Annotated in this window: 19 protein-coding genes; 12 read left to right on the forward strand and 7 right to left on the reverse strand. The window is 71.0% G+C overall.

The genetic code is table 11. From position 1 onward, the window contains the following. Nucleotides 1-2 precede the first annotated feature (2 nt). Nucleotides 3-791, reverse strand: a complete 789-nt coding sequence (locus OHS59_RS42980; RefSeq protein ID WP_328498772.1) for an IclR family transcriptional regulator domain-containing protein — start codon at nt 789-791, stop codon at nt 3-5. Nucleotides 792-1,004: 213 nt separating this feature from the next. Between OHS59_RS42980 and OHS59_RS42985 the strand changes: the two genes are divergently transcribed. The 11 genes from OHS59_RS42985 (at nt 1,005) to OHS59_RS43035 (ending at nt 11,939) form a co-directional block, all read left to right on the forward strand. Further along, nucleotides 1,005-1,991: an ABC transporter substrate-binding protein gene (locus OHS59_RS42985; protein WP_328498773.1), complete on the forward strand. Its 987-nt coding sequence runs from the start codon at nt 1,005-1,007 to the stop codon at nt 1,989-1,991. A gap of 1 nt (nt 1,992) precedes the next feature. Beyond that, complete coding sequence (locus OHS59_RS42990; protein ID WP_328498774.1) at nt 1,993-3,768, forward strand: dihydroxy-acid dehydratase; 1,776 nt, start codon at nt 1,993-1,995, stop codon at nt 3,766-3,768. Continuing rightward, nucleotides 3,765-4,601, forward strand: coding sequence for an ABC transporter permease (locus OHS59_RS42995; RefSeq protein WP_328498775.1), 837 nt, complete (start codon nt 3,765-3,767; stop codon nt 4,599-4,601). Before OHS59_RS42990 ends, OHS59_RS42995 begins: the two co-directional genes overlap by 4 nt. After that, nucleotides 4,598-5,383, forward strand: coding sequence for an ABC transporter permease (locus tag OHS59_RS43000; RefSeq protein ID WP_443061596.1), 786 nt, complete (start codon nt 4,598-4,600; stop codon nt 5,381-5,383). Before OHS59_RS42995 ends, OHS59_RS43000 begins: the two co-directional genes overlap by 4 nt. An 8-nt stretch (nt 5,384-5,391) precedes the next feature. Further along, on the forward strand, nt 5,392-6,180 hold the full coding sequence (locus OHS59_RS43005; RefSeq protein WP_443061683.1) for an ABC transporter ATP-binding protein: 789 nt from the start codon (nt 5,392-5,394) through the stop codon (nt 6,178-6,180). Then, nucleotides 6,177-7,043, forward strand: coding sequence for an alpha/beta fold hydrolase (locus OHS59_RS43010; RefSeq protein WP_328498778.1), 867 nt, complete (start codon nt 6,177-6,179; stop codon nt 7,041-7,043). Before OHS59_RS43005 ends, OHS59_RS43010 begins: the two co-directional genes overlap by 4 nt. Next, nucleotides 7,040-8,383 carry an FAD-dependent oxidoreductase gene (locus OHS59_RS43015; protein WP_328498779.1) on the forward strand — a complete coding sequence of 448 codons (1,344 nt, stop codon included), beginning with the start codon at nt 7,040-7,042 and terminating at the stop codon, nt 8,381-8,383. Before OHS59_RS43010 ends, OHS59_RS43015 begins: the two co-directional genes overlap by 4 nt. A 16-nt stretch (nt 8,384-8,399) precedes the next feature. After that, on the forward strand, nt 8,400-9,680 hold the full coding sequence (locus tag OHS59_RS43020) for an aconitase X catalytic domain-containing protein (RefSeq protein WP_328498780.1): 1,281 nt from the start codon (nt 8,400-8,402) through the stop codon (nt 9,678-9,680). Beyond that, on the forward strand, nt 9,673-10,086 hold the full coding sequence (locus tag OHS59_RS43025; RefSeq protein WP_328498781.1) for an aconitase X swivel domain-containing protein: 414 nt from the start codon (nt 9,673-9,675) through the stop codon (nt 10,084-10,086). The genes OHS59_RS43020 and OHS59_RS43025 overlap by 8 nt, the downstream gene beginning before the upstream one ends. Then, nucleotides 10,086-10,952 carry an SDR family NAD(P)-dependent oxidoreductase gene (locus OHS59_RS43030; RefSeq protein WP_328498782.1) on the forward strand — a complete coding sequence of 289 codons (867 nt, stop codon included), beginning with the start codon at nt 10,086-10,088 and terminating at the stop codon, nt 10,950-10,952. The genes OHS59_RS43025 and OHS59_RS43030 overlap by 1 nt, the downstream gene beginning before the upstream one ends. 111 nt (nt 10,953-11,063) lie before the next feature. Next, nucleotides 11,064-11,939: a DUF3592 domain-containing protein gene (locus OHS59_RS43035; protein WP_328498783.1), complete on the forward strand. Its 876-nt coding sequence runs from the start codon at nt 11,064-11,066 to the stop codon at nt 11,937-11,939. Between the two features lie 26 nt (nt 11,940-11,965). Here OHS59_RS43035 and OHS59_RS43040 read toward each other — a convergent pair whose 3' ends face one another. Genes OHS59_RS43040 through OHS59_RS43055 form a run of 4 tightly spaced genes read right to left on the reverse strand, consistent with a single transcriptional unit; the run spans nt 11,966 to nt 17,957 of the window. After that, entirely contained in the window at nt 11,966-13,255 is a 1,290-nt protein-coding gene (locus OHS59_RS43040) for a CHAT domain-containing protein (RefSeq protein WP_328498784.1), read from the reverse strand. Between the two features lie 56 nt (nt 13,256-13,311). After that, on the reverse strand, nt 13,312-15,090 hold the full coding sequence (locus tag OHS59_RS43045) for a tetratricopeptide repeat protein (RefSeq protein ID WP_328498785.1): 1,779 nt from the start codon (nt 15,088-15,090) through the stop codon (nt 13,312-13,314). 3 nt (nt 15,091-15,093) lie between these two features. Beyond that, nucleotides 15,094-16,443: a hypothetical protein gene (locus OHS59_RS43050; protein WP_328498786.1), complete on the reverse strand. Its 1,350-nt coding sequence runs from the start codon at nt 16,441-16,443 to the stop codon at nt 15,094-15,096. Beyond that, nucleotides 16,443-17,957 (reverse strand): hypothetical protein, encoded by a 1,515-nt coding sequence (locus OHS59_RS43055; RefSeq protein ID WP_328498787.1) that lies wholly within the window; start codon nt 17,955-17,957, stop codon nt 16,443-16,445. The genes OHS59_RS43050 and OHS59_RS43055 overlap by 1 nt, the downstream gene beginning before the upstream one ends. A 120-nt stretch (nt 17,958-18,077) precedes the next feature. Between OHS59_RS43055 and OHS59_RS43060 the strand changes: the two genes are divergently transcribed. Beyond that, a complete protein-coding gene (locus tag OHS59_RS43060) occupies nt 18,078-18,506 on the forward strand; it encodes a hypothetical protein (RefSeq protein ID WP_328498788.1) in 429 nt (142 codons plus the stop codon). A 173-nt stretch (nt 18,507-18,679) separates the two neighbouring features. Here the strand turns inward: OHS59_RS43060 and OHS59_RS43065 are convergent, their stop codons facing one another. Beyond that, on the reverse strand, nt 18,680-21,967 hold the full coding sequence (locus OHS59_RS43065) for a LamG-like jellyroll fold domain-containing protein (RefSeq protein ID WP_328498789.1): 3,288 nt from the start codon (nt 21,965-21,967) through the stop codon (nt 18,680-18,682). Between the two features lie 637 nt (nt 21,968-22,604). Next, nucleotides 22,605-22,973, reverse strand: a complete 369-nt coding sequence (locus OHS59_RS43070; protein WP_328498790.1) for a hypothetical protein — start codon at nt 22,971-22,973, stop codon at nt 22,605-22,607. Between the last annotated feature and the right edge of the window lie 82 nt (nt 22,974-23,055).

A 23,055-nucleotide genomic window follows, 5' to 3' on the forward strand; every position in this document is an offset into this window, starting at 1 on the left:
GGTCAGGGACCGGCGACCCGGTGCAGGTCGGTCTCGATGGCGGTGGCGCACTCCTGGAGCCGGGGCACCATGGCGCGGAGTTCGTCGAGGCCGCGCATGCCCGCGCTCGCGGCGATGTTGGCCGCGGCGATGACGGCGCCCGACCGGTCGCGCACCGGGACGGCCACGGCCCGCAGCCCCTGGTTGAGTTCCTGGTCGGCGAGGCAGAACCCGTCGGCCCGAGCGGTCTCTATGACCGCCCGCAGTTCGTCGGCGCTGCGAACCGTGCGGTCGGTCAGCGGCTGGAGGTCGATCCGGTCCAGGTAGGCCTGGAAGGCGTCCTCGGCCAGTCCGACCAGCAGCACCCGGCCCATGGCCGTGGCGTAGGCGGGGAACCGGGATCCCACGTTGATGGACACACTGATCACCCCGCCGGCCGGTACACGCGCCACATGCACCACGTGATCGCCGTCGAGCACGGACAGCGCCGTCGTCTCGCGCACGTCGCGCATCAGGCTCGTCAGGTGCGGTTCGGCGATCTGGGGCGTGGACAGCGCCCGCAGATAGGCGTGCCCCAGTTCGAGGGTCTTGGGGGTCAGACCGAAGAGCGTTCCCTCGCTGCGTACGTATCCGAGCTTGAGCAGGGTCAGCAGTGAGCGCCGTGCCGAGGCGCGGGAGAGACCGGTCGCCTTGGCGACGTCGCTGAGCGAGCGGAACGGATGCTCCGCGTCGAAGGCCCTGATCACTTCGAGTCCGCGCGCCAGTGACTGGACGAAGTCCGCGTCCCCAGGCCCGTCTTCGAGCAGTTCCATGTCGTGTCTCCCAGTCCCGGCGGTGGCGGCGACCACCTTCCCACATCCGACGGGAGGGTTCTGCCGACGGACACGAGCAGCAGTGTACGCACAGCGAACGATTGTGCGTGCGTCTAGCGCACATGTGTTCAGAAATGTATGGTCCCTTCCACGCACCCTCTGGTCCGGTCCTCCGGGCCCTTGTCTCGTGGAGGAACGATGGAGTTCCCGATCATGCGCAGAAGAACGGCGCTGGCGGCCGCGGCCGGACTGGCCCTGTCGCTCACCGCTGCCTGCGGCGGCGGCGAATCGTCGGGAGGGCAGGCCCCCTCGTCGAAGACGCCGGTGACCGTCCAGGCCGGATTCATCCCGGTCATCGACGTGGCCGCGCTCTACCTGGGCGAGAAGCAGGGCTTCTTCTCAGACCGGGGCATCAAGCTCGACATCAAGACCGCCCAGGGCGGCGCGGCCCTGGTGCCGCCGGTGGTCAGCGGTCAGTACCAGTTCGCGTTCAGCAACATCGTCTCGGTGCTCTCGGCCCGCGGTCAGGGCCTGCCCCTCAAGGTGATCGCCTCCGGGTCCAATTCCACGGGCACCGAGGGCAAGGACGTGACGATGATCAGGGTCCCCAAGGACAGCCCGATCAGGTCGGCGGCGGACCTCGCGGGCAAGAAGGTCAGCGTCAACACGCTCAACAACCTCCTCCAGATGCTCGGCGAGGTCGCGGTGGACGCGGACAAGGGCGACCCGGACAAGGTCCAGTTCGTCGAACTGCCCTTCCCCGATGCGGTCACCGCGCTGGGCAAGGGCGACATCGACGCCATGGTCACCGCCGAGCCGTTCGACACCATCGCCGCGGACGCGGGCACCCGGGTCATCGCCTCGCCCTACCTCGACATGGCGAAGAGCAGCCTCACCACGTCGGTGTACTTCACCTCCGAGGCACAGCTGAAGAAGAACCCGAAGCTGTTCACCGCGCTGAAGGCCGCCATCGACGAGTCACTGGCCTACGCGGAGGCGCACCCCCGGGAGACCCGGGCCCAGCTGTCCTCGTTCATGAAGATCGACCCCGAGGTGGCCCAGAAGGTGACCCTGCCGACCTTCGCACCCGCGATCGAGCAGTCCTCCGTCGAGACGTTCGTCAAGACGGCCCGCGCGCACGGCCTGATCGACAAGGACATCTCCTACGACGACCTGGTGTGGTCGGGAACGGCCGGCTGACATGACCACCCCTCTTCCTGGGGCCGCACCTCTGCCTGAGGCCACCCCCGCCCCCGGCACGGCCCCTCTCCGCAGCGACCTGCCCGCCGGCAGCTCCCGCTGGGCGGTCCGACGGGCCCAGTGGCGCTCCCTCGGCATCACGGACGAGGAGATGGCCCGGCCCAAGATAGCCATCGTCAACTCCTCCTCCGACCTGGCCGCCTGCTTCGCCCACCTCGACGACATCGTCCCGGTGCTGAAGGAGGCGATCCGGGCAGCGGGCGGGCTGCCCTTCGAGATCCGCACCGCCGCCCCGGCCGACTTCGTGACCAGTGCCGGGGCCGGCGGCCGGTACGTACTGCCCACCCGCGACCTGATCGTCAACGACATCGAGGTCGTGGTGGAGGGCGCCCTGCTCGACGGCATGGTGTGCCTCAGCTCGTGCGACAAGACCGCGCCCGCCCACATGATGGCGGGCGGCAGGCTCGACGTGCCCACCCTGCTCGTCGCCTGCGGCTACCAGCGCAGCGCCCTGCACGAGGACGGCGGCGCCGACATCGAGGACGTCTTCCTGCATGCCGGCCACACCGCCCTGGGCCGTACCTCCGCCGAGGACCTCCTGGCCATGTCCGAGGACGCCATCCGCGGTCCCGGAGTGTGCGCGGGCATGGGCACCGCCAACACCATGCACATGGCCGCAGAGGCCCTGGGCATGGCGCTGCCCGGCACCACCCCGACCCGCGCCGAGGGCCCCGTCATGTGGGACGCCGTCCGCTCGGCCGGCGCGCGCATCGTGGAGATGGTCCACGAGGGGCGCACGGCGCGCTCGGTGCTCACCCCCGCCGCGATCCGCAACGCGGTCACCGTGATGCTCGCGGTCGGCGGCTCCATCAACTCCGTCAAACACCTCCAGGCCGTCGCCGTCGAGGCCGGACTGGACGTCGACGTCTGGCGGACCTACGAGGAACTGGCCGACCGGGTCCCCGTCATCACCGCGGTACGGCCCAACGGCCCCCATCACATCGAGCAGCTCGACGACGCCGGCGGCACCCGGGGCGTACTCGCCGCGCTGGCGCCCCTCCTCGACCTCACCACGGTCGGCGCCACCGGCCGCCCGCTCGGCGAACTCGTCGCCGAAACACCCCGGTCCGAACCGGAGTTCATCCGGCCGCTGGACGACCCGTTCTCCCGTACGCCGTCGATCGTCGTCCTGCGCGGGTCCCTGGCGGCCGACGGCGCGATCGTCAAGCTGCCCGCCGACGAGGAACGGCCCACGTCCTTCCGCGGTCCGGCCCGCTGCTACCCCTCCCGCGAGACCGCCATCGACGGACTCGCCGCGGGGGAGGTGCAGGCCGGCGACGTGGTCGTGCTGCGCGGCATCGGGCTGCACGGCGGCCCCGGCATGGCGATGGCCTCGGCGTTCGTGTTCGCCCTCGACGGCGCCGGACTCGGCGAGAAGGTCGCCGTGGTCACCGACGGCCAGCTCTCCGGACTGGTCAACAAGGGCATCGTCGTCGGCGAGGTCTCCCCGGAGGCCGCGATCGGCGGCCCGCTCGGCCGGATCCACGACGGCGATGTCATCAGCATCGATCTCACCACCCGCACGGTCGACCTGGAGGTCGACCCGGACACCCTGGCCGGCCGCGAGGCGGCCCCCGCGGAGACGGTCCGTACGCCCGGCTGGCTGTCCGTGTACGACCGCACCGTCACCAGCCCCGCCTGCGGCTCCGTCCTGGCCCGCCCGGACTGCGCGAGCGCGTGCGGGCGGTCCCTGGAAGAAGCGGGAGAAGCCCGATGAAAGTGCTCGACACCACCCGGCCCACCAAGGCCCCACCCGCACCGCCCCCGCGCGCCCGCGGGCCCAGGCCCCGGATCGCCCCGCTGGTCGGCATCGCGGTCGCCGCCCTGCTGGCCGAGCTGCTCCCGCGCACCGGCCTGATCGCGGACGGCGCGCTGCCCCCGCTCAGCTCCGTCCTGGCCGAGCTCGGCCGGGAAGCGGGCGACGGCGTTCTGTGGGAGGCCCTGGGCGACACGGTCCGCACCTGGGCCGTCGGACTGGTGGCCGCCGTCGCCGCGGGAGTGGTCGCGGGCGTGGCCATCGGACTCGTACCGGTACTGCGCGCCCTCACCGCCTCCACGGTGGAGTTTCTGCGCCCGATCCCCTCGGTGGCCCTCATCCCGGCGGTCATCCTCGTCTTCGGCACCGGCTACGAGTCGGGTGTGGTCCTCATCGTCTACGCCGGCTTCTGGCAGGTGCTGGTGCAGGTGCTCTACGGCGTCCAGGACATCGACCCGGTCGCCTACGACACCGCCCGCTCCTACCGCTTCGGCCTGTGGGCCCGCGTCCGGCACGTCATCTGGCCGACCGCCCTGCCGTTCGTTTTCACCGGCATCAGGCTGGCCGCCTCGGTCGCGCTGGTCCTCGCCATCACCGGCGAACTGGTCATCGGCACCCCGGGCATCGGACAGCTCATCTCCGTCGCGCAGAGCAGCGGCGCTACGACCGAGATGTTCGCGCTCGTCCTGCTCACCGGCGTCCTCGGCGTCCTCGTCAACGTCGGCTTCCGGTACGCCGAACGCGCCGCACTCGGCTGGCACCCCTCCGTGCGGCGATCGGCGGGCACCCGATGAACGTCATGAACGTCCTGCGACGCACCCTGTACGCCGTCGCCCTGCCCGCCGCCCTCGTCGCACTGTGGTGGATCACCAGCGTCGACAGCACCAGTTACTACTACCCGCCGCTGCCCGACATCCTGGACCGGTTCGGGGAACTGTGGCTGTCGTCCCGGTTCGCCGAGGACGTCGTACCCAGCCTGCTCCGGCTCCTCACCGGGTTCGTACTGTCCGCGGTCCTCGGGGTGGCTCTGGGCGTCGCCCTCGGCCTGACCGACACGCTGCGCCGCGGCGCCGAACCGGTCCTGGAGTTCCTGCGAGCCCTCCCGCCGACCGTGCTCGTGCCGGTCATCGCGATCGTCGCCGGCATCGGGGACGGCTCGAAGGTCCTGGTCATCGTCTCCGGCTGTGTCTGGCCGGTCCTGCTGAACACCGTCGAGGGCGTCCGCGCCGCCGACGAGGTCATGGTCGACACCTGCCGCACGTACGGCATCACCGGCGCCGCGCGGCTGCGCCACATGGTGCTGCCCGCGGCGAGCCCGCAGATCTCGGCGGGACTGCGCCAGTCCCTGTCCATCGGGCTGATCCTCATGGTCATCGGCGAGATGTTCGCCGCCACCAACGGCCTCGGCTTCAGCATCGTGCAGTTCCAGCGCACCTTCGCGATCCCCCAGATGTGGAGCGGCATCATCCTGCTCGGCCTCATCGGGTTCGTGCTGTCCGCGCTGTTCACCGTCGTCGAGAAGCGGGCCCTGGGCTGGTACCTGGGCCTGCGCGAATCACAGAGGAAGAACGGCTGATGACAGACATGGTCACCGTCAGGGGCCTCAACAAGGTGTACGAGTCCTCCGGCCACCGGGTGGAGGCGATCGGCGACATCACCTTCTCCGTCGCCCGGGGCGAGTTCGCCTGCATCGTCGGCCCCTCCGGCGCGGGCAAGACGACCCTGCTGAAATGCCTCGCCGGACTGCTCACCCCCACGGCGGGCGAAGTGCTGCTCGACGGCGCCCCCGTCACCGGGCCACCGCCCGGCATGGCCGTGGTGTTCCAGGAGTACGGCCGCAGCCTCTTCCCCTGGAAGACCGTGCGGCAGAACATCGACCTCCCGCTGCGGCAGAAGGGCCTGCCCCGCGCCGAACGCGACCGGCTGGTCGCCGACTCCCTCGCCGCCGTAGGACTCGCCGACTCCGGCGACGCGTACCCCTGGCAGCTCTCCGGCGGCATGCAGCAGCGCGTCGCCATCGCCCGGGCCGTCGCCTACGAGCCGCAGGTGCTCCTCATGGACGAACCCTTCGCCGCCGTCGACGCGCAGACCCGCGCCGACCTCGAAGACCTCGTCCGGTCGCTGTGGCGCTCCCTCGGCATCACCACCCTGTTCGTCACCCACGACATCGACGAGGCCGTCTACCTCGGCGAACGCGTCCTGGTCCTGTCCGCCTCGCCCACCCACGTCCTCGACGACGTGCCGATCGGGCTGCCCGCCGAACGCGACCAGGTCACCAGCCGTTCGACGCCGGACTTCGCCGAGCTGCGCACCCGTGTGCACCGCGGCATCCAGGAGGCCAAGGCCGGCCGCCGAGCGGCAGCCGCCGCATGACCGCCCACGCCGACGGGCGCGCGAGCGCGTTCACCAGCACCTCCGCCAGCCCCATCACCAGCCCCGCCACCAGCTCCTTCGCCGACGAGGGATCCGGCGACGCGGTCCTGCTCTCCGCCTCCCTCGGCACCACCGCCGCGATGTGGGCACCGCAGCGCACCCGCCTACGCACCGAGCGCCGGGTGATCGCGTACGACCACCGAGGCCACGGCGCCTCCCCGGTGCCCCCGGGACCGTACGACCTCGCAGACCTGGTCCACGACGCCGTCGCCCTCCTCGACTCGCTGGACATCGAGTCCGCCGACGTCGTAGGGATCAGCCTCGGCGGCACGGTCGGGCTCGCCCTGGCCGCGGACCACCCCGACCGGGTACGCAGCCTGGTCACCGTCAACGCACCCGCCTTCGCGGACGACCCCGCCTTCTGGCGCCGACGCGCCGCGGCGATCCGGGAACAGGGCATGAAGGCGGCCACCTCGGGCCTGCTCGGCCGCTGGTACGCCCCCGCCGTGGCCCAGGCCCCGACGGCCCTGGTGCAGGAGACCGTCGAGGGCGTCGGACGGCTCGACCCGGAGGGCTACGCGGCCTGCTGCGAAGCCATCGCCGGCACCGATCTGCGCGACCGGCTGGCCGCCGTCCGCTGCCCCGTGCTCGTGGTGAACGGGCTCGCCGACGCCGTCGTCCCGGCCCACCACGCCCGGACGATAGCGGCCGCCGTACCCGGCGCCCGGCAGGTCGAACTGCCCGACGCGGGACACCTGTTGAGCCAGGAGATCCCCGACCGACTCCACACCCTGCTGACGGAGCACTGGACCTCGCCCACCGCCACCGCAGCAGCCGCCGACGCCAGAAAGGCAACCCCGTGAGCAGCTACGTCACCGAACCAACCCGTGAGACACCGGTGTTCGGCGAGTGGGAGGTCGTCGTCCTCGGCGGTGGCCCCGCCGGACTCGCCGCGGCCACCGCCGCCGCCCGCGCCGGACGCAGCACCCTGCTGGTGGAGAAGAGCGGCTACCTCGGCGGCGCCGGTACCGGCGGGGGCCTGTCCACCTTCTGCGGCATGTACTCCAACGTCCACGGCGAACACCTCCTCACCGTCAAGGGACACGCCACCGAACTCCTGGAACGCATCGACCGCCTCGGCGGACTCCGCGCCCCGCACCTGTCCTTCGCCGACCGCATCCAGGCCCAGGCCTACGACATCCCGGCCTACCGCAGCGCCGCCGACGACCACGTGCTGTCCGCCGGAGCCCAACTCCTCTACCACGCCTTCGCGGTGGGCGCGATATCCGGCCCGTCGGGCGTCGAGGCAGTCGTCGTCGAATCGAAGTCAGGGCGCGGCATCCTGCGCGGCCAGGTGTTCATCGACGCGTCCGGCGACGGCGACCTGCTGGCCTGGACCGGAACGAGCCACGAGAAGGCCGACCCGTACGGCGACATGCTCTACCCGTCCACCATGTTCCGCATCAACGCCGTGGACGACGAGCGCGCCGGGCCCGCGTGGAAGATCCTGCCCCGCCTGATGGACGAGGCCGTGGCCGCCGGGCGCCCCCGCTTCCCGCGGCGCGGCGCGATCGTACGGCCCCAGCGCGACGCCGTGGAATGGCGGGCCAACGCCACCCAGCTGCGCAATCCCGACGGCAGCGCGGTCGACGGCACCGACGTCTGGCAGCTCACCCACGGCGAGGTCCAGGGCCGCGCACAGGCCCAGGAGGTGTTCGGCTTCATCCGCGAGAACCTGCCCGGCTTCGAGAAGTCCTACATCGTCGACATCGGCCCCGAGATCGGCATCCGCGAGACCCGCCGCCTGCTCGGCCGCCACGTGCTCACCGAGGACGACGTCCGCTCCTGCACCCGCTTCGAGGACTCCATCGGCCTCAACGGCTGGCCCGTGGAGGCACACGTCGACGGGGACCTCGACATCCGCTGGCCCTACGGCGACGACCCGGTGGGCTACAACCAGCTGCCCTATCGCATGCTCGTCCCCGCCGAAGGCCCCGGCAACCTCCTCGTCGCCGGACGCTGCGCGTCTATGACCCACGGCGGCCAGTCCGCCGCCCGCGTCGCGGGACCCTGCTTCGCCATGGGCCAGGCCGCCGGCACGGCCGCCCACCTGGCCCTCAAGGACCAGGTCACCGCCGCCGAGGTCGACGTCACGCGGCTGCGCACCGAACTGGAAGGAGAGGGCGCGTGCCTTTCACTGTGAGCACTGTGAGGACATCATGCTGCTGAGCCCCGCCGACGAACGCATGCTGGCCGGCGAGGAGGGCCCGGCGGTCCGCTCCGCCCTGGAACTCCTCGTCCGCTACGGCGAGTTGATGGGCGCCGAACGCCTCATCGACACCGACAACGTGTGCGGCGCCAACCTCTTCGGACCGCGCCACGCCCGGGTCCTGGGCACCACCGACCCGGCCGCCCTGTTCTCGCGGTTCTCCCTCGACCTCGACGAGACGGTCGACGTACCGCCGTTCCGCGCGCACAGCTGCCAGCTCATCGGACCCCGCGACCGCGACCAGTGGGACCTGCAGGGCATCGCGCCCACCGACGCCGCCGCGATGGACGACAGCGAGCGCTACCTCGCCGACAAGGGAGTGGACCTCCTCTCGACCTGCACTCCCTACCAGGTGGGCAACGTGCCCCGGTTCGGCGAGCACTGCGCGTGGATGGAGTCCTCCGCCGTCGTCTACATCAACTCCGTGCTCGGCGCCCGCACCAACACCGAGGGCCGCGAGTCCTCGGCCGCCTCCATGCTCACCGGCCGCACCCCCTACTGCGGCTACCACCTGGACGCACACCGCCGCGCCACGCACCTGATCGAGGTACGGCACCCGGTCGTGACCACCGAGGACTGGAACGTCCTCGGCTACTGGGTGGGGGAGCAGGTCCAGGACGCCGTCCCGGTCCTCACCGGACCCGGGCTCGCGGGGACTGTGCCGACGCCGGTGCAGCTGAAGCAGTTCGGCGCGGCAGCCGCCTCCTCCGGCGACGTCGAGATGTACCACCTGCCCGGCGTCACACCGGAGGCCCGCACGACGGAACAGGCACTGGCCGGGCGGGAACCCGCCGCGGTCTCGGTCTTCGACGCCGCCGCGCGCGCCGAGACGGTGGCATCGCTGTGCCGGACGGCCACCGACCGCGAGGTGGACTTCGTGATGATCGGCTGCCCGCACGCCTCACTGGAGCAGGTCCGCGAGGTCGCCGGGCTGCTGGCGGGCCGCCGCCTCGCGGACTCCACGGCTCTGTGGGTCTTCACCCCGCGGGCCCTGCGCGAGGTGGCCGAGCGTGAGGGCCACGTCGCCGCCATCGAGCATGCGGGTGGGCGCGTCCTGTCCGACACCTGCCCGGCGATCGGACAGTTCCTGCCGCCGGGTACGCGCGTGTTCGCCACCGACTCCGCGAAACAGGCGCACTACCTGCCCGCCATCACGGGCGTACAGGGCTGGTTCGGCAGCGTACGCACCTGTGTCGACGCCGCCCTGACCGGACGGTGGCCCGATGCCTGACCCGCTGTACGGCAAGGGGGTGGTCGCCGGACGGGCCAGCGGACCGGCGCTGGTGTGCACGGCCCCGGTGTCGGGCTGGGGCGGCATAGACCCCCGTACCGGAATCATCGTGGAGAGCCGCCACCCCCAGCACGGGCACAGCGTCGCCGGCACCGTACTGGTGCTGCCCGGAGCCAAGGGGTCGTCCGGCTGGTCCGGGCAGTTCCACCTCGCCAAGCTGCAGGGCACGGCGCCGTGCGCGATCGTGTTCACGCGGATGAACAGCAAGCTCGCCCTGGGTCTCGTCGTCCTCCGCGTCCCGGCGGTGACGGGCCTGGACACCGAGGGAACGATCCGCACCGGGGACCTCGTGGAGGTCGACGGAACAGCGGGCACGCTCCTGGTACTGAAGGAAAGGCTGATCTGATGGACACCCTGCGCATCGACCGACGAGTGGTGCTGGTGACCGGCGCGGCGAGCGGGATCGGTCACGCGATCGCCCGCGCCTGCGCGGTCGAGGGGGCCACGGTGCACCTCGCGGACGTGTCGGACGCGGTCCACGAAGCGGCCGAGAAGCTGGCTGGGGCTGGGGGCGGGATCGGTTCCGAGGTCGGTTCCGGGTCCGTCGCGTCACACGTGTGCGATGTGACCGACCCGGCCGCGGTCCGCGCCCTCGTGGACGATGTCGTGACCGCTTCGGGCCGCCTCGACGTCGCCTTCCTGAACGCGGGCGTCAACGGAGTGCCCTCCCCGCTCCAGCCCGGCGGCGCGATCGACGAGATCCCCTTCGAGGCGTGGCGGCGCGTCATGGACGTCAACCTGGACGGCCTGTTCCACTGCCTTCAGCACTGCGCCCGGGTCATGAAGCGGCAGCGGTCCGGGAGCATCGTCGTCACCGCCTCCACGGCGGGCCTGCGCGCGGAACCACGCGTCAGCTACCCGTACGTCGCGTCCAAGTCGGCCGTGGTCGGCCTGGTCCGCCAGGCCGCGCTGGAACTCGCCCGCTTCGGCGTCCGCGTCAACGCCCTCGCCCCCGGACCGGTGGTCACCAACATCGGCGGCCCCGGCCCCCGGCCCGAAGCCGCCGTGGCCGAGTGGGAGAACTCCGTCCCGATGCGGCGCTGGGGCAGGCCCGACGACGTCACGGGGCTGGCCCTCCTGCTGGCCTCCGACGACTCGTCCTGGATGACCGGCGGCATCCACGTCGTGGACGGCGGTGCGTCGGCTTTGACCCAGGTCCCCAGCGACGCGCTTCCGGCCCCGATTCCGACCCCTGATTCCGGCACCGACTGACCCCGCCCGACACGGACCGGCGACGGGATCGCCGTCGGCGGCGCTGCGAGACGGGTTCAGGCCGACCTGACCTGGGATCGGTAGGAGCAGGCGCGGTGCGAGCGTCGGTGAATGAATTTTCAGCAGATGCTCGGGCTGTGGTGGACGCTGCCGGCGGGGGCGGCGCTGGTCGGCTACTTGTGCTCACTGGCCGGGGTGACGCGGCCCCAGCGCGCGGTGTGGGTGACGGCGCGGGTCGTGGAGGTCCACCGGCCGGCCCACGGTGACTCCAAGCGGCCCGGGATCCCGGTGACCGTCGCCTTCGAGGACCCGTCCACCGGGCGGGAGTTCAGACTGCGGCACGCGGGAAGGAACGGCCACGTTGTGGCAGCGGCCTGGGTGGGCCAGGAGTTCCCGGTGCGCTATCCGCGCCGCCGCCCGGAGCGGTCCCACCTGATGCTCGACATGCGGGGGGAGACGCGGGGGCTGGGCGGGCCGAACTGCATGGTCTTCCTGCTGCTTCTGGGGCTGGTCGTGCAGGCGTTCGTCGTGTGGGGCTGGCCGCTTGGCCTCATCTGCCTGGGTGGCCTGCTGCTCCTCGTCGCCGCGATCAGCCGGGACCGGCAGCACGCGCGTGCCCGCGCCGCTCTGCTGGAGGAGTCCGTCGCCGTTCCGGGCCGCGTGGTGGCCGTCACCAAGGACGTCCATACGGACGGAGAGGGCGACGAGATCGTCAACCACGCCCCCGTGGTCGCCTTCGCCACCCGCGAGGGAGTCCAGGTCACCGCGCTGTGCCGCGAGGGCGTCGCACGGCCCAGCCGGTCCCTCGACCGCGTCCTCACGATGCACTACGCGCCCGCCGACCCGGCCGTCTTCACCCCCGACCTCGACCACGACCGCCGCGAGCGGGAGGCGGCCGTCAGGTTCATGAACATGCTGCTGCTCGCCGGGATCGCGGCGATCGCGGTGGGCGTGCTCCTCCACTACGGCCTCCTGCCAGTCACCTGACCTGACATCGCACGACCTCCGGCACCTCACCTGACGATGCAGGTGAGGGCCGCCCACAGGAGTGGCGCATGCTCGATCCGGCGGCCGGTTCGCCACCGGTCCAGTTGCTCTCGTTGCCAGACACCGAGGCGCCGCACGGGGTCGTGGTGCTCATGCGCGGTGTCGACGGCGACGACCACGTCCGTGAGCGGGCGGACCGACTCCGGCACACCGGCCAGCCGGTGAAAGGCGAAGCTGGTGGGCAGCACCCAGCGGGTGGCGGTGACCAACTGGGCCCCGTTGTGGATCATCGCGGACGCCAGACCGAACGACTCGGCGAAGCGGAGATCGCCACCGCTCTCACAGGCGATCAGCGCGACGCGCTCCGGAGCGGGCCAGATCTCCGCTCCCGGTACGCCGTCCGCGCGCAGGGGGAGGGTGCCCAACAGGAGGTCCTTGGCCGCCAACGGCCGGTGGGTGCGCACCGGTTCGGTCAGCCCGGCCGTCTCCGGGCCGCAGGAGAGGTGGAGGGTGACGTCCTCGCTCCGGCCGCCCTCGACGGGGGCGCCGCTCACGTGTCCGACGTACATCAGACGGCGTGCGCCCTTGCGCAGCACCTTGCTCAGCCAGTCGCGGTCCAGGTCGGTGCGCCGCAACGCCTCGGCGGGCGTGGCGACGGACGGCACGACGACGCCCGTGTCGAGACGGCGCTGTACGAGCGACAGCAGCGCGGGGTCCGAGCCGGGCGGTCCCAGGACCGATCCGAGCGGGGAGTCGGCACGGAAACCGGGCACGCGGGGGTCGAGGACGAGGACCACGGCGCCCGAGCCGGCGTCCGAAGCCGAAGCCGAAGCCGAAGCCGAAGCCGGTGCCGGTGCCCAAGCCGAAGTCGGGGCCGGAGCCTGCTGGGTCGCGGTTCGGGGCCGCCGTAGCGAGGCCGGTACCGAGGTGGCGATGTCGGCGAGGTCGATGAGCCGGACGTCGTCCTCGCCCGCGTCCCCGCCCTCGCCGTCCACGGCCAGGAGCTCCCACGGTACCTGGGCGACCCTGGGCGACGGCTGGATCCGTATCAGCGGACGGCCCAGGCGCGCCGACACCTGACGGATCTGGTCGGTGAGGCCCGGCGGCCACAACGCCTCGGCCAGCAGACGCGCGAGACGGCGTTCGTCCTCGTACGCGGCCAGCGCCCCGGACTCGAACGCGTGCCGCATGCCCGCCGCGCCCTCTCCCGCGCCCGGCAGTGCGGCGGCCAGCGTGCGGATCGCCTCGTCCACGTCGCCGCCGGGACCGTACCCGGTGCCGAACCCCTGGGCGCCGCTGATCCACGTCCACGTCATGTGGAGGTCACCGGCGTCGGCCAGCCGGACCTGGACCACCGGCCGGTTCGGGTTCGTCAGGTCGTCGGCGACCAGAACAGCACCTCTTCCTCGCTCACGATCCGCCGGTGATAGCGGAACTCGGCCGCCTCGATGTACTCCTGCAACGCGATACGGCCCGTCTCCGCGGCCATCAGCACCCTCGGCGGCGGCGCGACGCGCAGGCCGACGGAGGCGGCCGCCTCGGCCGCCGCCCCGCCCAGCACCCTCGGGGCGTCGCCGTCGGCGGGCGCGTACGTCTTCATGGCGGCGTCCGGAAAGGCAGCCGCCTCCCCGGAAGCGGAAGCGGAAGCGGAAGCGGAAGCGGACGCAGGCACGCGGTCCGCGGGGCTCAGGACCAGCGAAGCCCCCGCACAGCGGTGTTCCACCAGCTCGAAGATCAGCCCCTGGTCCTTGCGGCGCAGGGCGAGCCGGAAGGCCAACCGCATGGCGTCGTCCGCCAGTTCCAGCCACTGGCTCCGTGCGTGAGCGCTGGCGAAGTCGTAGCGCGCGGCCTCCAGAGTCAGCGCGGCGGGCAGCGCGAGGGAGAGCGCGTTGTCGATCGACGTCCGCTCGTGGTCGCCGTGGTCCGTCCGGATCAGGTTGTCCTCAAGGGCCTTGGCGAGCATGAGGTCCACCTGGGCGCAGCGCTCGTACAGTTCGCGTTCCTGGTACACGTCGCGGGCGCCCTGGGCGAGACGCTTCATGTCGTCGATGTCACCGCGTTCATAGGCCTGCCGAGCACCCAGCAGCATGGTGTCGGCGGCGGCGATCGTGGCGCCGAGCCGTTCGAAGCGGGCCAGGCTCATCGCCGTCAGGGCCTGCCCTCCGTCGGCGTCGCCACGGTGCTCGGCGAGGAAGGCGCGGGCCTGTTCGCAGACCGCCAGATCCTCGGACTGACCCTGCCGCTCGAAGATCGCGGAGGCTTCGGCGTAGAGCCGCTCCGCCCGGTCGAAGTCACCGCCCCGCATCGCGGCGTACGCCCGATGGGAGATCACCTGCTGGCGCCCGGAGTTGTTCCCCGATGCCTGGTAACCCTCGTCCGCGCGGGCGAAGTAGTCCTCGGCGAGTTCGATCCGCCCGGTCGAGGCGCAGATGACGCCCAGGCAGTCCAGCAGCTGCGGCTCGATGGCGGGAGTGGTGGGGAGCAGCGCGGAGGCCAGCTCCTCGGCGGCGCCCCACTCACTGCGGTCCAGCAGCAGATGAACCCGGGCCAGTCCGAACTCGGCGGTGCGCAGCCCCTCGGGGTCGTCGAACTCGGGCAGCAGGGCGGCGGCTTCGTCCACCGTCGCCTGCGCCTCGTCCAAGTTCCCTGTCCTGCGCGACAGTTCGGCGTCAGCCTTGAGGGTCTTGAGCAGGACTTCCAGCCACAGCTGGCGGCCTCGCGGCCCCATCGGCACGGACGACACACCACGCACCAGACCGAGCGCCTGCTCGATGGAGAGGCCCGCTCCGAGCAGATCCGTGGCCGTCAGCTGGACCGACGCGATATTGGACAACAGGTGCCCGCGCAGCAGCTGCACATCGGGGGAGTCCTCGAACGACTCGGCGACGCCGAGGAGTTCCGCGTAGACGGTCAGTGCGGCAGGCAAGTCCGGTGCGAGCTGGTGCTGTTCGGCGAGTTCGAAGCCGCTGTCGAAGGGCTCGCCGTACAACACCAACGGTGGCTGCCCGGACGCTGCTTCGGCCCGGTCGGCTTCGTCATGCGGGCCGCCCCGGTCGATTTCGGCCTGCGGCCCGTCATCGGCACGCGGCTCGTCGTGTGGTTCGTCCTGCGGTCCGTGGTGAGGTCTGTCGTGTGGCTTCTCGTTCTGCATGGGCTAGAAATCCTCCCCGGCGGAAGCGGCGACGGCGGCGATCTCGGCGAGGAACGGCCGCGTGTACGTGTCCTGCGGCACGTGCAGGGCCACGGCCGCCAGCCGGCGCCGAACGAGGGCACGGACCGCGTCACGGTCGGAACGGCCGCCGGTACCGGAGCCCGACGCGGTACCGAGGTCCCGCTCGGGACCGGAGCCCGGGTCGGGACCGGGGTCGAAGCCGGGCAGCAGGACAGCGACCTCTGTTCGGGTACGCGGCGGCAGCGAAGCCGGTACATCGATGTCCGCCCGCCCGGCCCACACATCGCCGCGACGGGCGAGCGACACACGGGTCGGCGGTCCGCCTTCCATCCTGACCTCGGCCGCGAGACGCACGCCGTCGACGGGCGCCGCGACGTCGGCGACGACCTCGACCCCGATCCGTCTTCCGGCGCCGACCGCGGAGACCGTCCAGGACACCGCGTTCTCGGCCGAGTCCACGAAACCGGGCGGATAGCGGCGCCAGTCATTGGTCCCCGAACCCCGGGCGATCACCCGGCCGCCCGCGACCAGCGGTTCACCCGCCGCGAGGGCGTAGTCGCCGGGACGTGCGAACAAGCTGCCGAGGTCCAGCGGCATCCGGAGCTCCTGCGGGCCACGCGCGTTGTTCGACGTACGGGCGTCGTGTGCCGTATCGGTCCCCGGGCCGGTCTCCAGGGACGATCGGAGTCGGCGCAAGGCGTGCCCGTCCAGTCCGGCGCAGTCCGCCGCGTCGTCGATCAGCCGCAGGACGTCGTCCAGTTGGCCGCCCGGGCCCGCCGACTCCCCTGCGGCTCGCCACCATTGGATCAACGGGTCCAACGCGGCCTGATGCGCCTGAAGCAGTTCGACCGGACTGCCGTCGGAATGGTCCTCCGGATCGTCGAAGAGCTGCTGGCAGCGATGGGTGAGCGCGGCCAACTCCAGGCCGAGTACGTCCGGTTCGAGTGCGGGAATGCCGTCCGTGTACGACGCGGGCCACCACCGGGCCGCCCAGTGCCCGAGGGCGAGCCGGGCCGCGTACCCCGCGAGGGCGGTGTCCGGCTCAGTCGGTGTGACCTCGGCGATGGCTCCCGGTGGCTCCGCCGAGACGACGTGGACGGCGGCAGCGGTACGTTCGCCGTACACCGCCCACAGCCACTGCTGGGCCCGCCCAGGGTCGTGGATCTCCGCAGCGGGGAGGCCGGGCGGGCCGAGAACCGGCCGGCTCAGGACAGCTCCCGCGACATCCAGAACGGTCCGGGTGAAGGCGGTCCCCGCCGCGGGGACACCGATCCGTACGGTGCCGTCCTCGGCCCGTGTCACGCGGACGTCGGTGCCGCCCGCCTCCGGCATCACGCGCTCCTCGGCTCGGCCGCCCGCGCGGTGCTCGTCGACAGGGCGCGCAGTGCCGTGCGGACCCTCGCGCGGTGGTCCATCATCACCGAGCGGGCGACCCCGTCGAGCACGGTCCAGACAGACGCCGCGTCGGACAGCGTCGCGCCACGGACGTCCCGCCCGTGCAGCCGAACCCACAGCCGCCGCATGTACGCGACCCAGGGGGTGCGCAGATCCTGCGCGAGGGCGCTCAGCTGTCCGCCGTCCGGATCCGGGCGGGGAGAGACGGTCATCCTGCGGGCTCGCAGGACCGAAGCCTCCCGCTGCCAGCGGCTGTTGACGATGCGGTGCGCCGCGGTCCGGCCGGGCCCGGCCTCCCTGCCTCCCAGCCGATCGTTGCCCGACGGCTCGGTGCCCAGTGGATCGCTCCCCAGAGGATCGATGCCGAGGGGGTCGAGGCCCACCGCGAGCCGGCCGCCGAGGACGACGGCGACCCGCAGGCTCTCGTCGTCCAGGCCGAGCGGGGCGCAACTGCGGCCGACCTCGCGCCGTACGAGTTCGGGCACCGCCGGCAGTTCCTCGCGGTGCGCCGATGCCTGGAGCACGGTGAAGAGCCGCTCGAAGAGCGTGCGGTCGAACGGCGCCGGGAGCGTGGCGGTCGACGCGCCGCGACCGACCTCGGGCCGCGCCGGCAGGGGATGGGCGCTGAGCCCCAGATGTGTCGGCACATCGTCACGGCCCCAGACACCGCCCGTCCGCGTCCACATGGCCTGCCCGAGCAGGCTTCCGTGTCCGCCCTCCACCAGGATCGCGAAGGCCGACGCGTCCGCCTCCGTATCCCCGTGTGAATCCCTGCGCGAGCCGGACCCGGACCCGGACCCGGAGCCCGAGCCGGGTGCGGCGCAAGTGTCGAGGACCTCGGCCGCCAGGTGGAACGCCGCCGCGCCCGCGTCAGGGCCCAGGTCAGACCCCCGGGCCCGCCGCACGCGGGTGTTCCACGCGGTGTGGAGTTCCGAGTCGAGCCGAGTGCGCCGGGAGACGTCGTCCAGGTACTCCTTCAACGCCTCCACCGTGCGTCCTCCGGCCGCGTCCGCGATGTCTTCGACGACGGTACGCGCCAGCGCGTCCGCATCGGTCGAGGGTGTGCCATGTTCGGTCGCCAGCTCGAAGCAGCGCTGGAAATAGAGATCCTGGGGGTTGCCCGTCTTGATCCCCAGCGCTCGACGCGTCTTCTTGAGCAGCGTGAACCACTGAGCCGTCGCTTCGAGAACCGCGCCTGATTCCCGTATCAGGGTGTCGAGTCGGGCGACCTCCCGAGCGCCGAGGAAGTCGGCGGCGAGCTCGGGCCGCAGTGCGGGCCTGAGGATCAACGGCAGCACGATCAGCTTGACCGTCCGGGTCAGCGGCGCCCCACCGGGGCCGCTCAGCGATTCCAGCCCCGGCCGTGCCCCGAGGCCGCGCCACGCACCGTCGATGACCATGGCACGCGGACGGCGCCCGTCGGTCGGCGGCGACTGGTTCGAGGACGGCATGGCCCGAGGTTACGTGGTGGGGGAACAGGCGGTCGAACCTGGGATCGGTAGGTGCTTGCCCATCCCTACTGTCCAGGTCAGGAGCAGGACAGGACCAGGACGAGAAGGGACGAGAAGAGCATGGGAATCTTCGGGAAGAGCCGCAAGAGCCGCGAGGAGCGGGCCGCGGAGATCGCGGGACAGGTGGCCGAGGGCAAGGGTTTCTACGGCCGTGCGACGCGGGCGTTCCTCGGCAGCGAGGACTTCGCCAAGGTGCAGCAGTCGCTCGGTGCGTACAACTCCGGTGTGAACGTGCAGCAGTTGCTCGCCATGGGAGTGCCGACGACACCCGCCGTCGTCGTCTCGATCGGCGACACCGGCAAGCTGGTCAACTTCGACCCGGTCGTGGACCTGGTCGTCCAGCCGGCCGGAGCGACCACCGACCCGGTCGCGCTCCAGACCATCGTCTCCAAGCTGCGTATCCCTCGCACCGGAGACCAGGTACTGCTGATCGCCGACCCCGCCCGGCCCGGCGGCTACCTCTATGCCGGGGACGGAGTGACGCCCTGACGCCACGACCTCGCCACAACACGAAGCGCATGAAGGCCATGAAGTGCATGAAGTGCATGAAGTGCACGCAGCGCCGCACGGCCACGGCTCTGGTCACAGCAGTGGTCCCGGTGGCGGGAAGAAGCCTCCCACCACCGGGACCACCGAGGGATCTCTGCCGTGCGCGCTGCCGGTTAGGGCTTCTCGGCGCCGTAGAGGGTGCTCACCTCCTCGGCGGTGAGTGCCCGGTCGACGGCCTGGACCTCGTCGACCGCACCGTTCCAGAAGTCGACGTTCGAGCCGTCCCAGTGTGCGCGGCCGACCGTCAGCGGGCCGGTGCTCGGGAAGGCGGGGCCGCCGGTCGTCGTGGCCGCGAGCTTCCCGTCGAGGTACAACCGGATCTCGTTGGTGCCCGCGTCCCGTACGCCGACGAGGTGGTACCAGCGGCCCGTCTCGGCGGCGACGGCGACCTGGGCACGACGTTCACCGGGCGTGCTGAAGGCGAAGTTGCCGTGTCCGTACTGAAGGTAGAACGGGTTGGCCGTGGCACGGGTGTCCTGGCTGACGGCCGTGCCGTAGTTGCCGGGGATCCCGTCGAGCCTGACCCAGGCCGACACCGAGTAGCTGCCACTGGTGTCGAGCACCGGCCCGGAGGTCTCGGCGTACTGCTTCTGGCCGTCGAACTTCAGGGCGCTGCCGTTGACACCGTCGGTCCAGGAGGCACCCTCGCGCAGTGTGAGGGGGTTCTTGCCCGTACCGGTGTCCTTGGCGGTGGTCCCGGTGCCCTCGTCGAGGGTCCAGTGCCCGCCCTTGAGCTTCTTCGTGCCCGCCGCGGCGCCGGCGGCGATCACCTTGAGGTTGACCTTCCGTACTTCGGCGGCGTCCATCTTGATGTCGCGCCGGTCGTACGTGTAGAGGCCGTTGAGCTCGTTCTCCAGGTCGGTGATCTGTGTGTACACCGAGCCGGACAGTTCGGCGCCCGCCTGCTCGACGTAGAACTTCTCGGTGTTCTCGACGTACTTACGGGTCAGCTCCGCCTTGGTGGTGACACCGCTGTAGATCACGGTCGGGGCGCCCGGCCACATGTGCCCGGGGGAGCGGAGGGTGAAGCCGCCGTGCTCGCCGTCCATGGCGGCCCGCTTGTCGTCGGGGAAGGGCGGATCGTCGTTGTTGTAGTCGTGGTGGTCGATGATGTCGCCCTTGCCCGAATCACCCTTGGAGTTGCAGCAGTTGACACCGCTGTGGGCGTTCACGACTCGGGACGGGTCGGCGGCCTGGACGGCCTCGGTGATGCGGCCGGTCTCCTCGCGGTTCCACTCGCCCCAGCCCTCGTTGAAGACGATCCAGCCGATCACGGAGGGAGAGTTGTGGTGCTGGCGCATCGTCTCCCGGCCCTGGTCGACGAACGCCTTCTGGCCCGTCTCGTTGGTGAGGTTCCCGGAGACGAAGTCCTGCCAGACGAGCAGGCCGAGCTTGTCGGCGTGGTAGAACCACCGCGCCGGCTCCACCTTGATGTGCTTGCGCACCGCGTTGAAGCCGAGCTTCTTGTGCGCCTCCAGGTCGAAGGCGAGAGCGTCGTCGCTGGGCGCGGTGTAGAGACCGTCGGGCCAGAAACCCTGGTCGAGGGTGGCGAGGGAGAAGATCGGCTTGCCGTTGAGGACCAGCTTGTTGAAGCCGCCCACCTTCTCGACGCTGATCTTCCGCATCCCGAAGTAGCTGCGGACCTTGTCGCTCGACCGGCCGTCGGTCAGCGTGACGTCGAGGTCGTAGAGGTACGGGTCGTCGGGGCTCCACAGGTGCTGCTTCGACACGGGCAGGGTGAGCTTCTTGTCGGCCGCTCCGCTGACCCTGCCGACGACCTTGCCGCGCGAGTCACGGGCGACGGCCTCGACGCGGGCGGAGGAGGAGGCGCCCTCGGAGTCGACCGTCACCGCGAGGGTGCCGGTGTCGATGTCGGGCGTGGTGACGACGTTCTCGATCGCGGCGGGAGCCACGGGCTCCATCCACACGGTCTGCCAGATCCCGGAGGTCTGCGTGTAGAAGATGCCACCCGGGTTCGTGGACTGCTTGCCCATGGGCTGGTCCGCGCCACCGGTGTCGGTGACGGCGACCACGATCTCCTGCTTGCCGGTCCCCTTCAGCGCGTCGGTGATGTCGGCGGTGAAGGCGTTGTAACCGCCGGTGTGGTCGGCGACCTTCGTGCCGTTGACGTAGACGCGGGACTGGTAGTCGACGGCACCGAAGTTGAGCTTGAGCCGGTTCGAACGGCTGTCCTTGCCGACCTTCCAGCTCTTGGGGACGTCGATGACCCGGCGGTAGAACATGTGGTCCTCGTGCCGCTCAAGCCCGGACAACTGGGACTCGACGGGGAACGGCACGATGATCTTCTCATCGAGGTTCTTGCCGAAGACCGGCTGCTCGCCCGCCTTGGCGGCGCTGAACTGCCAAGGACCGTTGAGGTTCTCCCACTTGGACCGCTTCTGCTGCGGGCGCGGGTACTCGGGCAGCGGGTGCTTCTTGTCGACCTTGTCGCCCCACTTGGTGGTGAGACGGTGGGTCGAGCCGTTCTCCGCGTACCGGATGACCTTCGGTACGGCCTTGCCGCCGACCGTCAGACCGCCCGCACCGTCGTAGGAGACCCGGACCAGCTGGTTCTTCTGGATCGGCTCCGAGAGGTTGACGTCGAGGGCGGAGGAGTCCCCGCGGACGGACGTGACCGACTTGATCGGCATGGCCGTCGTGTCGGCCTCGACCTTCAGATGGTCCTTGACCGCCTGGAGGCCGCCCACCTTGCCCTCGAACCGGGCGCGCAGCCGCTGCCCGTTCTCGGCGATGGTGTACTCCACCGGGAAGACCTCGAAGTCGGCCGGCGGGGTGAACGCCGACATCGGCACGACCTGCTTGGCCAGCGTCGGCGTCGACCAGCGCAGATACATGTTGGCGCCGCCGGTGTCCTGGAACAGCTCCAGGCGGAACGTGTGCTTCTCGCCCGCGGTCAGCTTGACGGCCTGGCTGGTCTGTTCCCGGTCCCAGTCGCCCACCCAGTGGTCGATGACGGGCTCGTCGTCGATGAAGAGGCGGAAGCCGTTGTCGCCGATGGCGTAGAAGGTGTAGTCACCGGTGGCCGGCGCCTCGATCTGGCCCGTCCAGCGGGCGGTGGTGTGCTCCGTCTTCCCGGTCAACTCCTTGAAGGTGTCGGTCAGACCGGAGAAGTTGATCTGCGGGTCGAGCGTCGTACCACCGAGTTCGGCGAAGTCCCGGGCGCCGGGGGCCGACATGCTGAAGTACTCGCCCTTGAGGCCGTGCGTCACAACGGCGGCCTGGTCGGCGGCGGTTGCCGAGACAGCGCTCGTCGACTCTGAGGCCGCCGCGATGGGCAGCATGCCGCTCGGAGGCAGCACGAGGGCCGCCGTGGCGAACAGCGCCAGCACTCTGGCTCTGGCACTGCTTCTGGTTCTGGGGCGGGCGACGTGTCGTCTCATCGAACCCTTCCTGGTACAGGGCCGTGACCGCATTCGACGGCCGGGGCAGGGTTACGAGCTCCGGCGAGGAAGCCCGTAGGGAGAAGCTGCACTGGCTCAGTCACGTACGGTAAGGCGGCCTTTCCAACGTTGGAAACCCTCTGCCAGCGGTATGACAGCACGCTCACAGGAGCCTGTCCAGACCTCGCGCAGCACTCTGTTACCTGGCGTCACCGGGGTGGGGTGCCGGGATGCCGCGAGGTCGTCGGATGTGGTGAAGCGGGCGGGGGAGGGGTGGGCACGCTCGTCAACGGGGGGCATGGAGGGGCGGGTTCGGGTCGTGCGGGTTTTCCGCTACAGGTCGCAGGAGCCTCTCCGTTACGGGAAGGGCGCCTTTGGGGCATGGAAATTCCCTCAACTCGCCGCACCTTCGAGGGGGTAGGCGGCGGGCGCCTGCTATCGGTCATGAAAAGGGATTAGGGCGGTGCCATCAAGAGGTCGCCGATAACTTGTAACGCGGGCGCGGCCTGCGGCGAGCTGAGCCTGATCGAGTTCCTGGCGGAAGGCGAGCGCCGGCGCCGGCCGGGACAGCGGCGGACGACCTGGTAGTCGTCCGGGCCGCATTCCTGCTTTGGTGTATCTCGTTCTGAGGGAGCCGTCAGAGCTGCCAGTCCAGCTGCGGTTCGGGGATTCCAATGGACCGCCCGTGCGCCTGTGCTGCTTGGCGGCCTTGGGCTTGTCCACGTGGATATGGGAAGACCTTGCCGGCGAAAACTACAAAGGTCTCTTGGGCGGTGTGGAAATCGACGTACCAGCCACCTGTCGGAGCAAGGCAGACGGCCATGCGCTGGGCGAGGCGTTCGGCGTCGGCTTCCGGGGCAGTGAAGTGCAGGAGGGTCCATTGCCGGGGCTGGTCGGCAGCCGCGGTGGGCACCGCGATCCGCGCAATCTTGGTCACCTGCAGCGGGATCCCACTCAGTTCGGCCCCGATGCGCAGACTCTCGGCGACAAGCACACCCTCAAGCATCCGGTCCTCCTCGATCTCGGTGTGGCGAGACTGAGGGGGCGGTGAGTTCCGCGGAACCAACGGGGCGGTGAGTTCCGCGGAG

It is taken from the genome of Streptomyces sp. NBC_00414, assembly GCF_036038375.1.
In the GTDB taxonomy this organism is placed as follows: Bacteria; Actinomycetota; Actinomycetes; order Streptomycetales; family Streptomycetaceae; genus Streptomyces.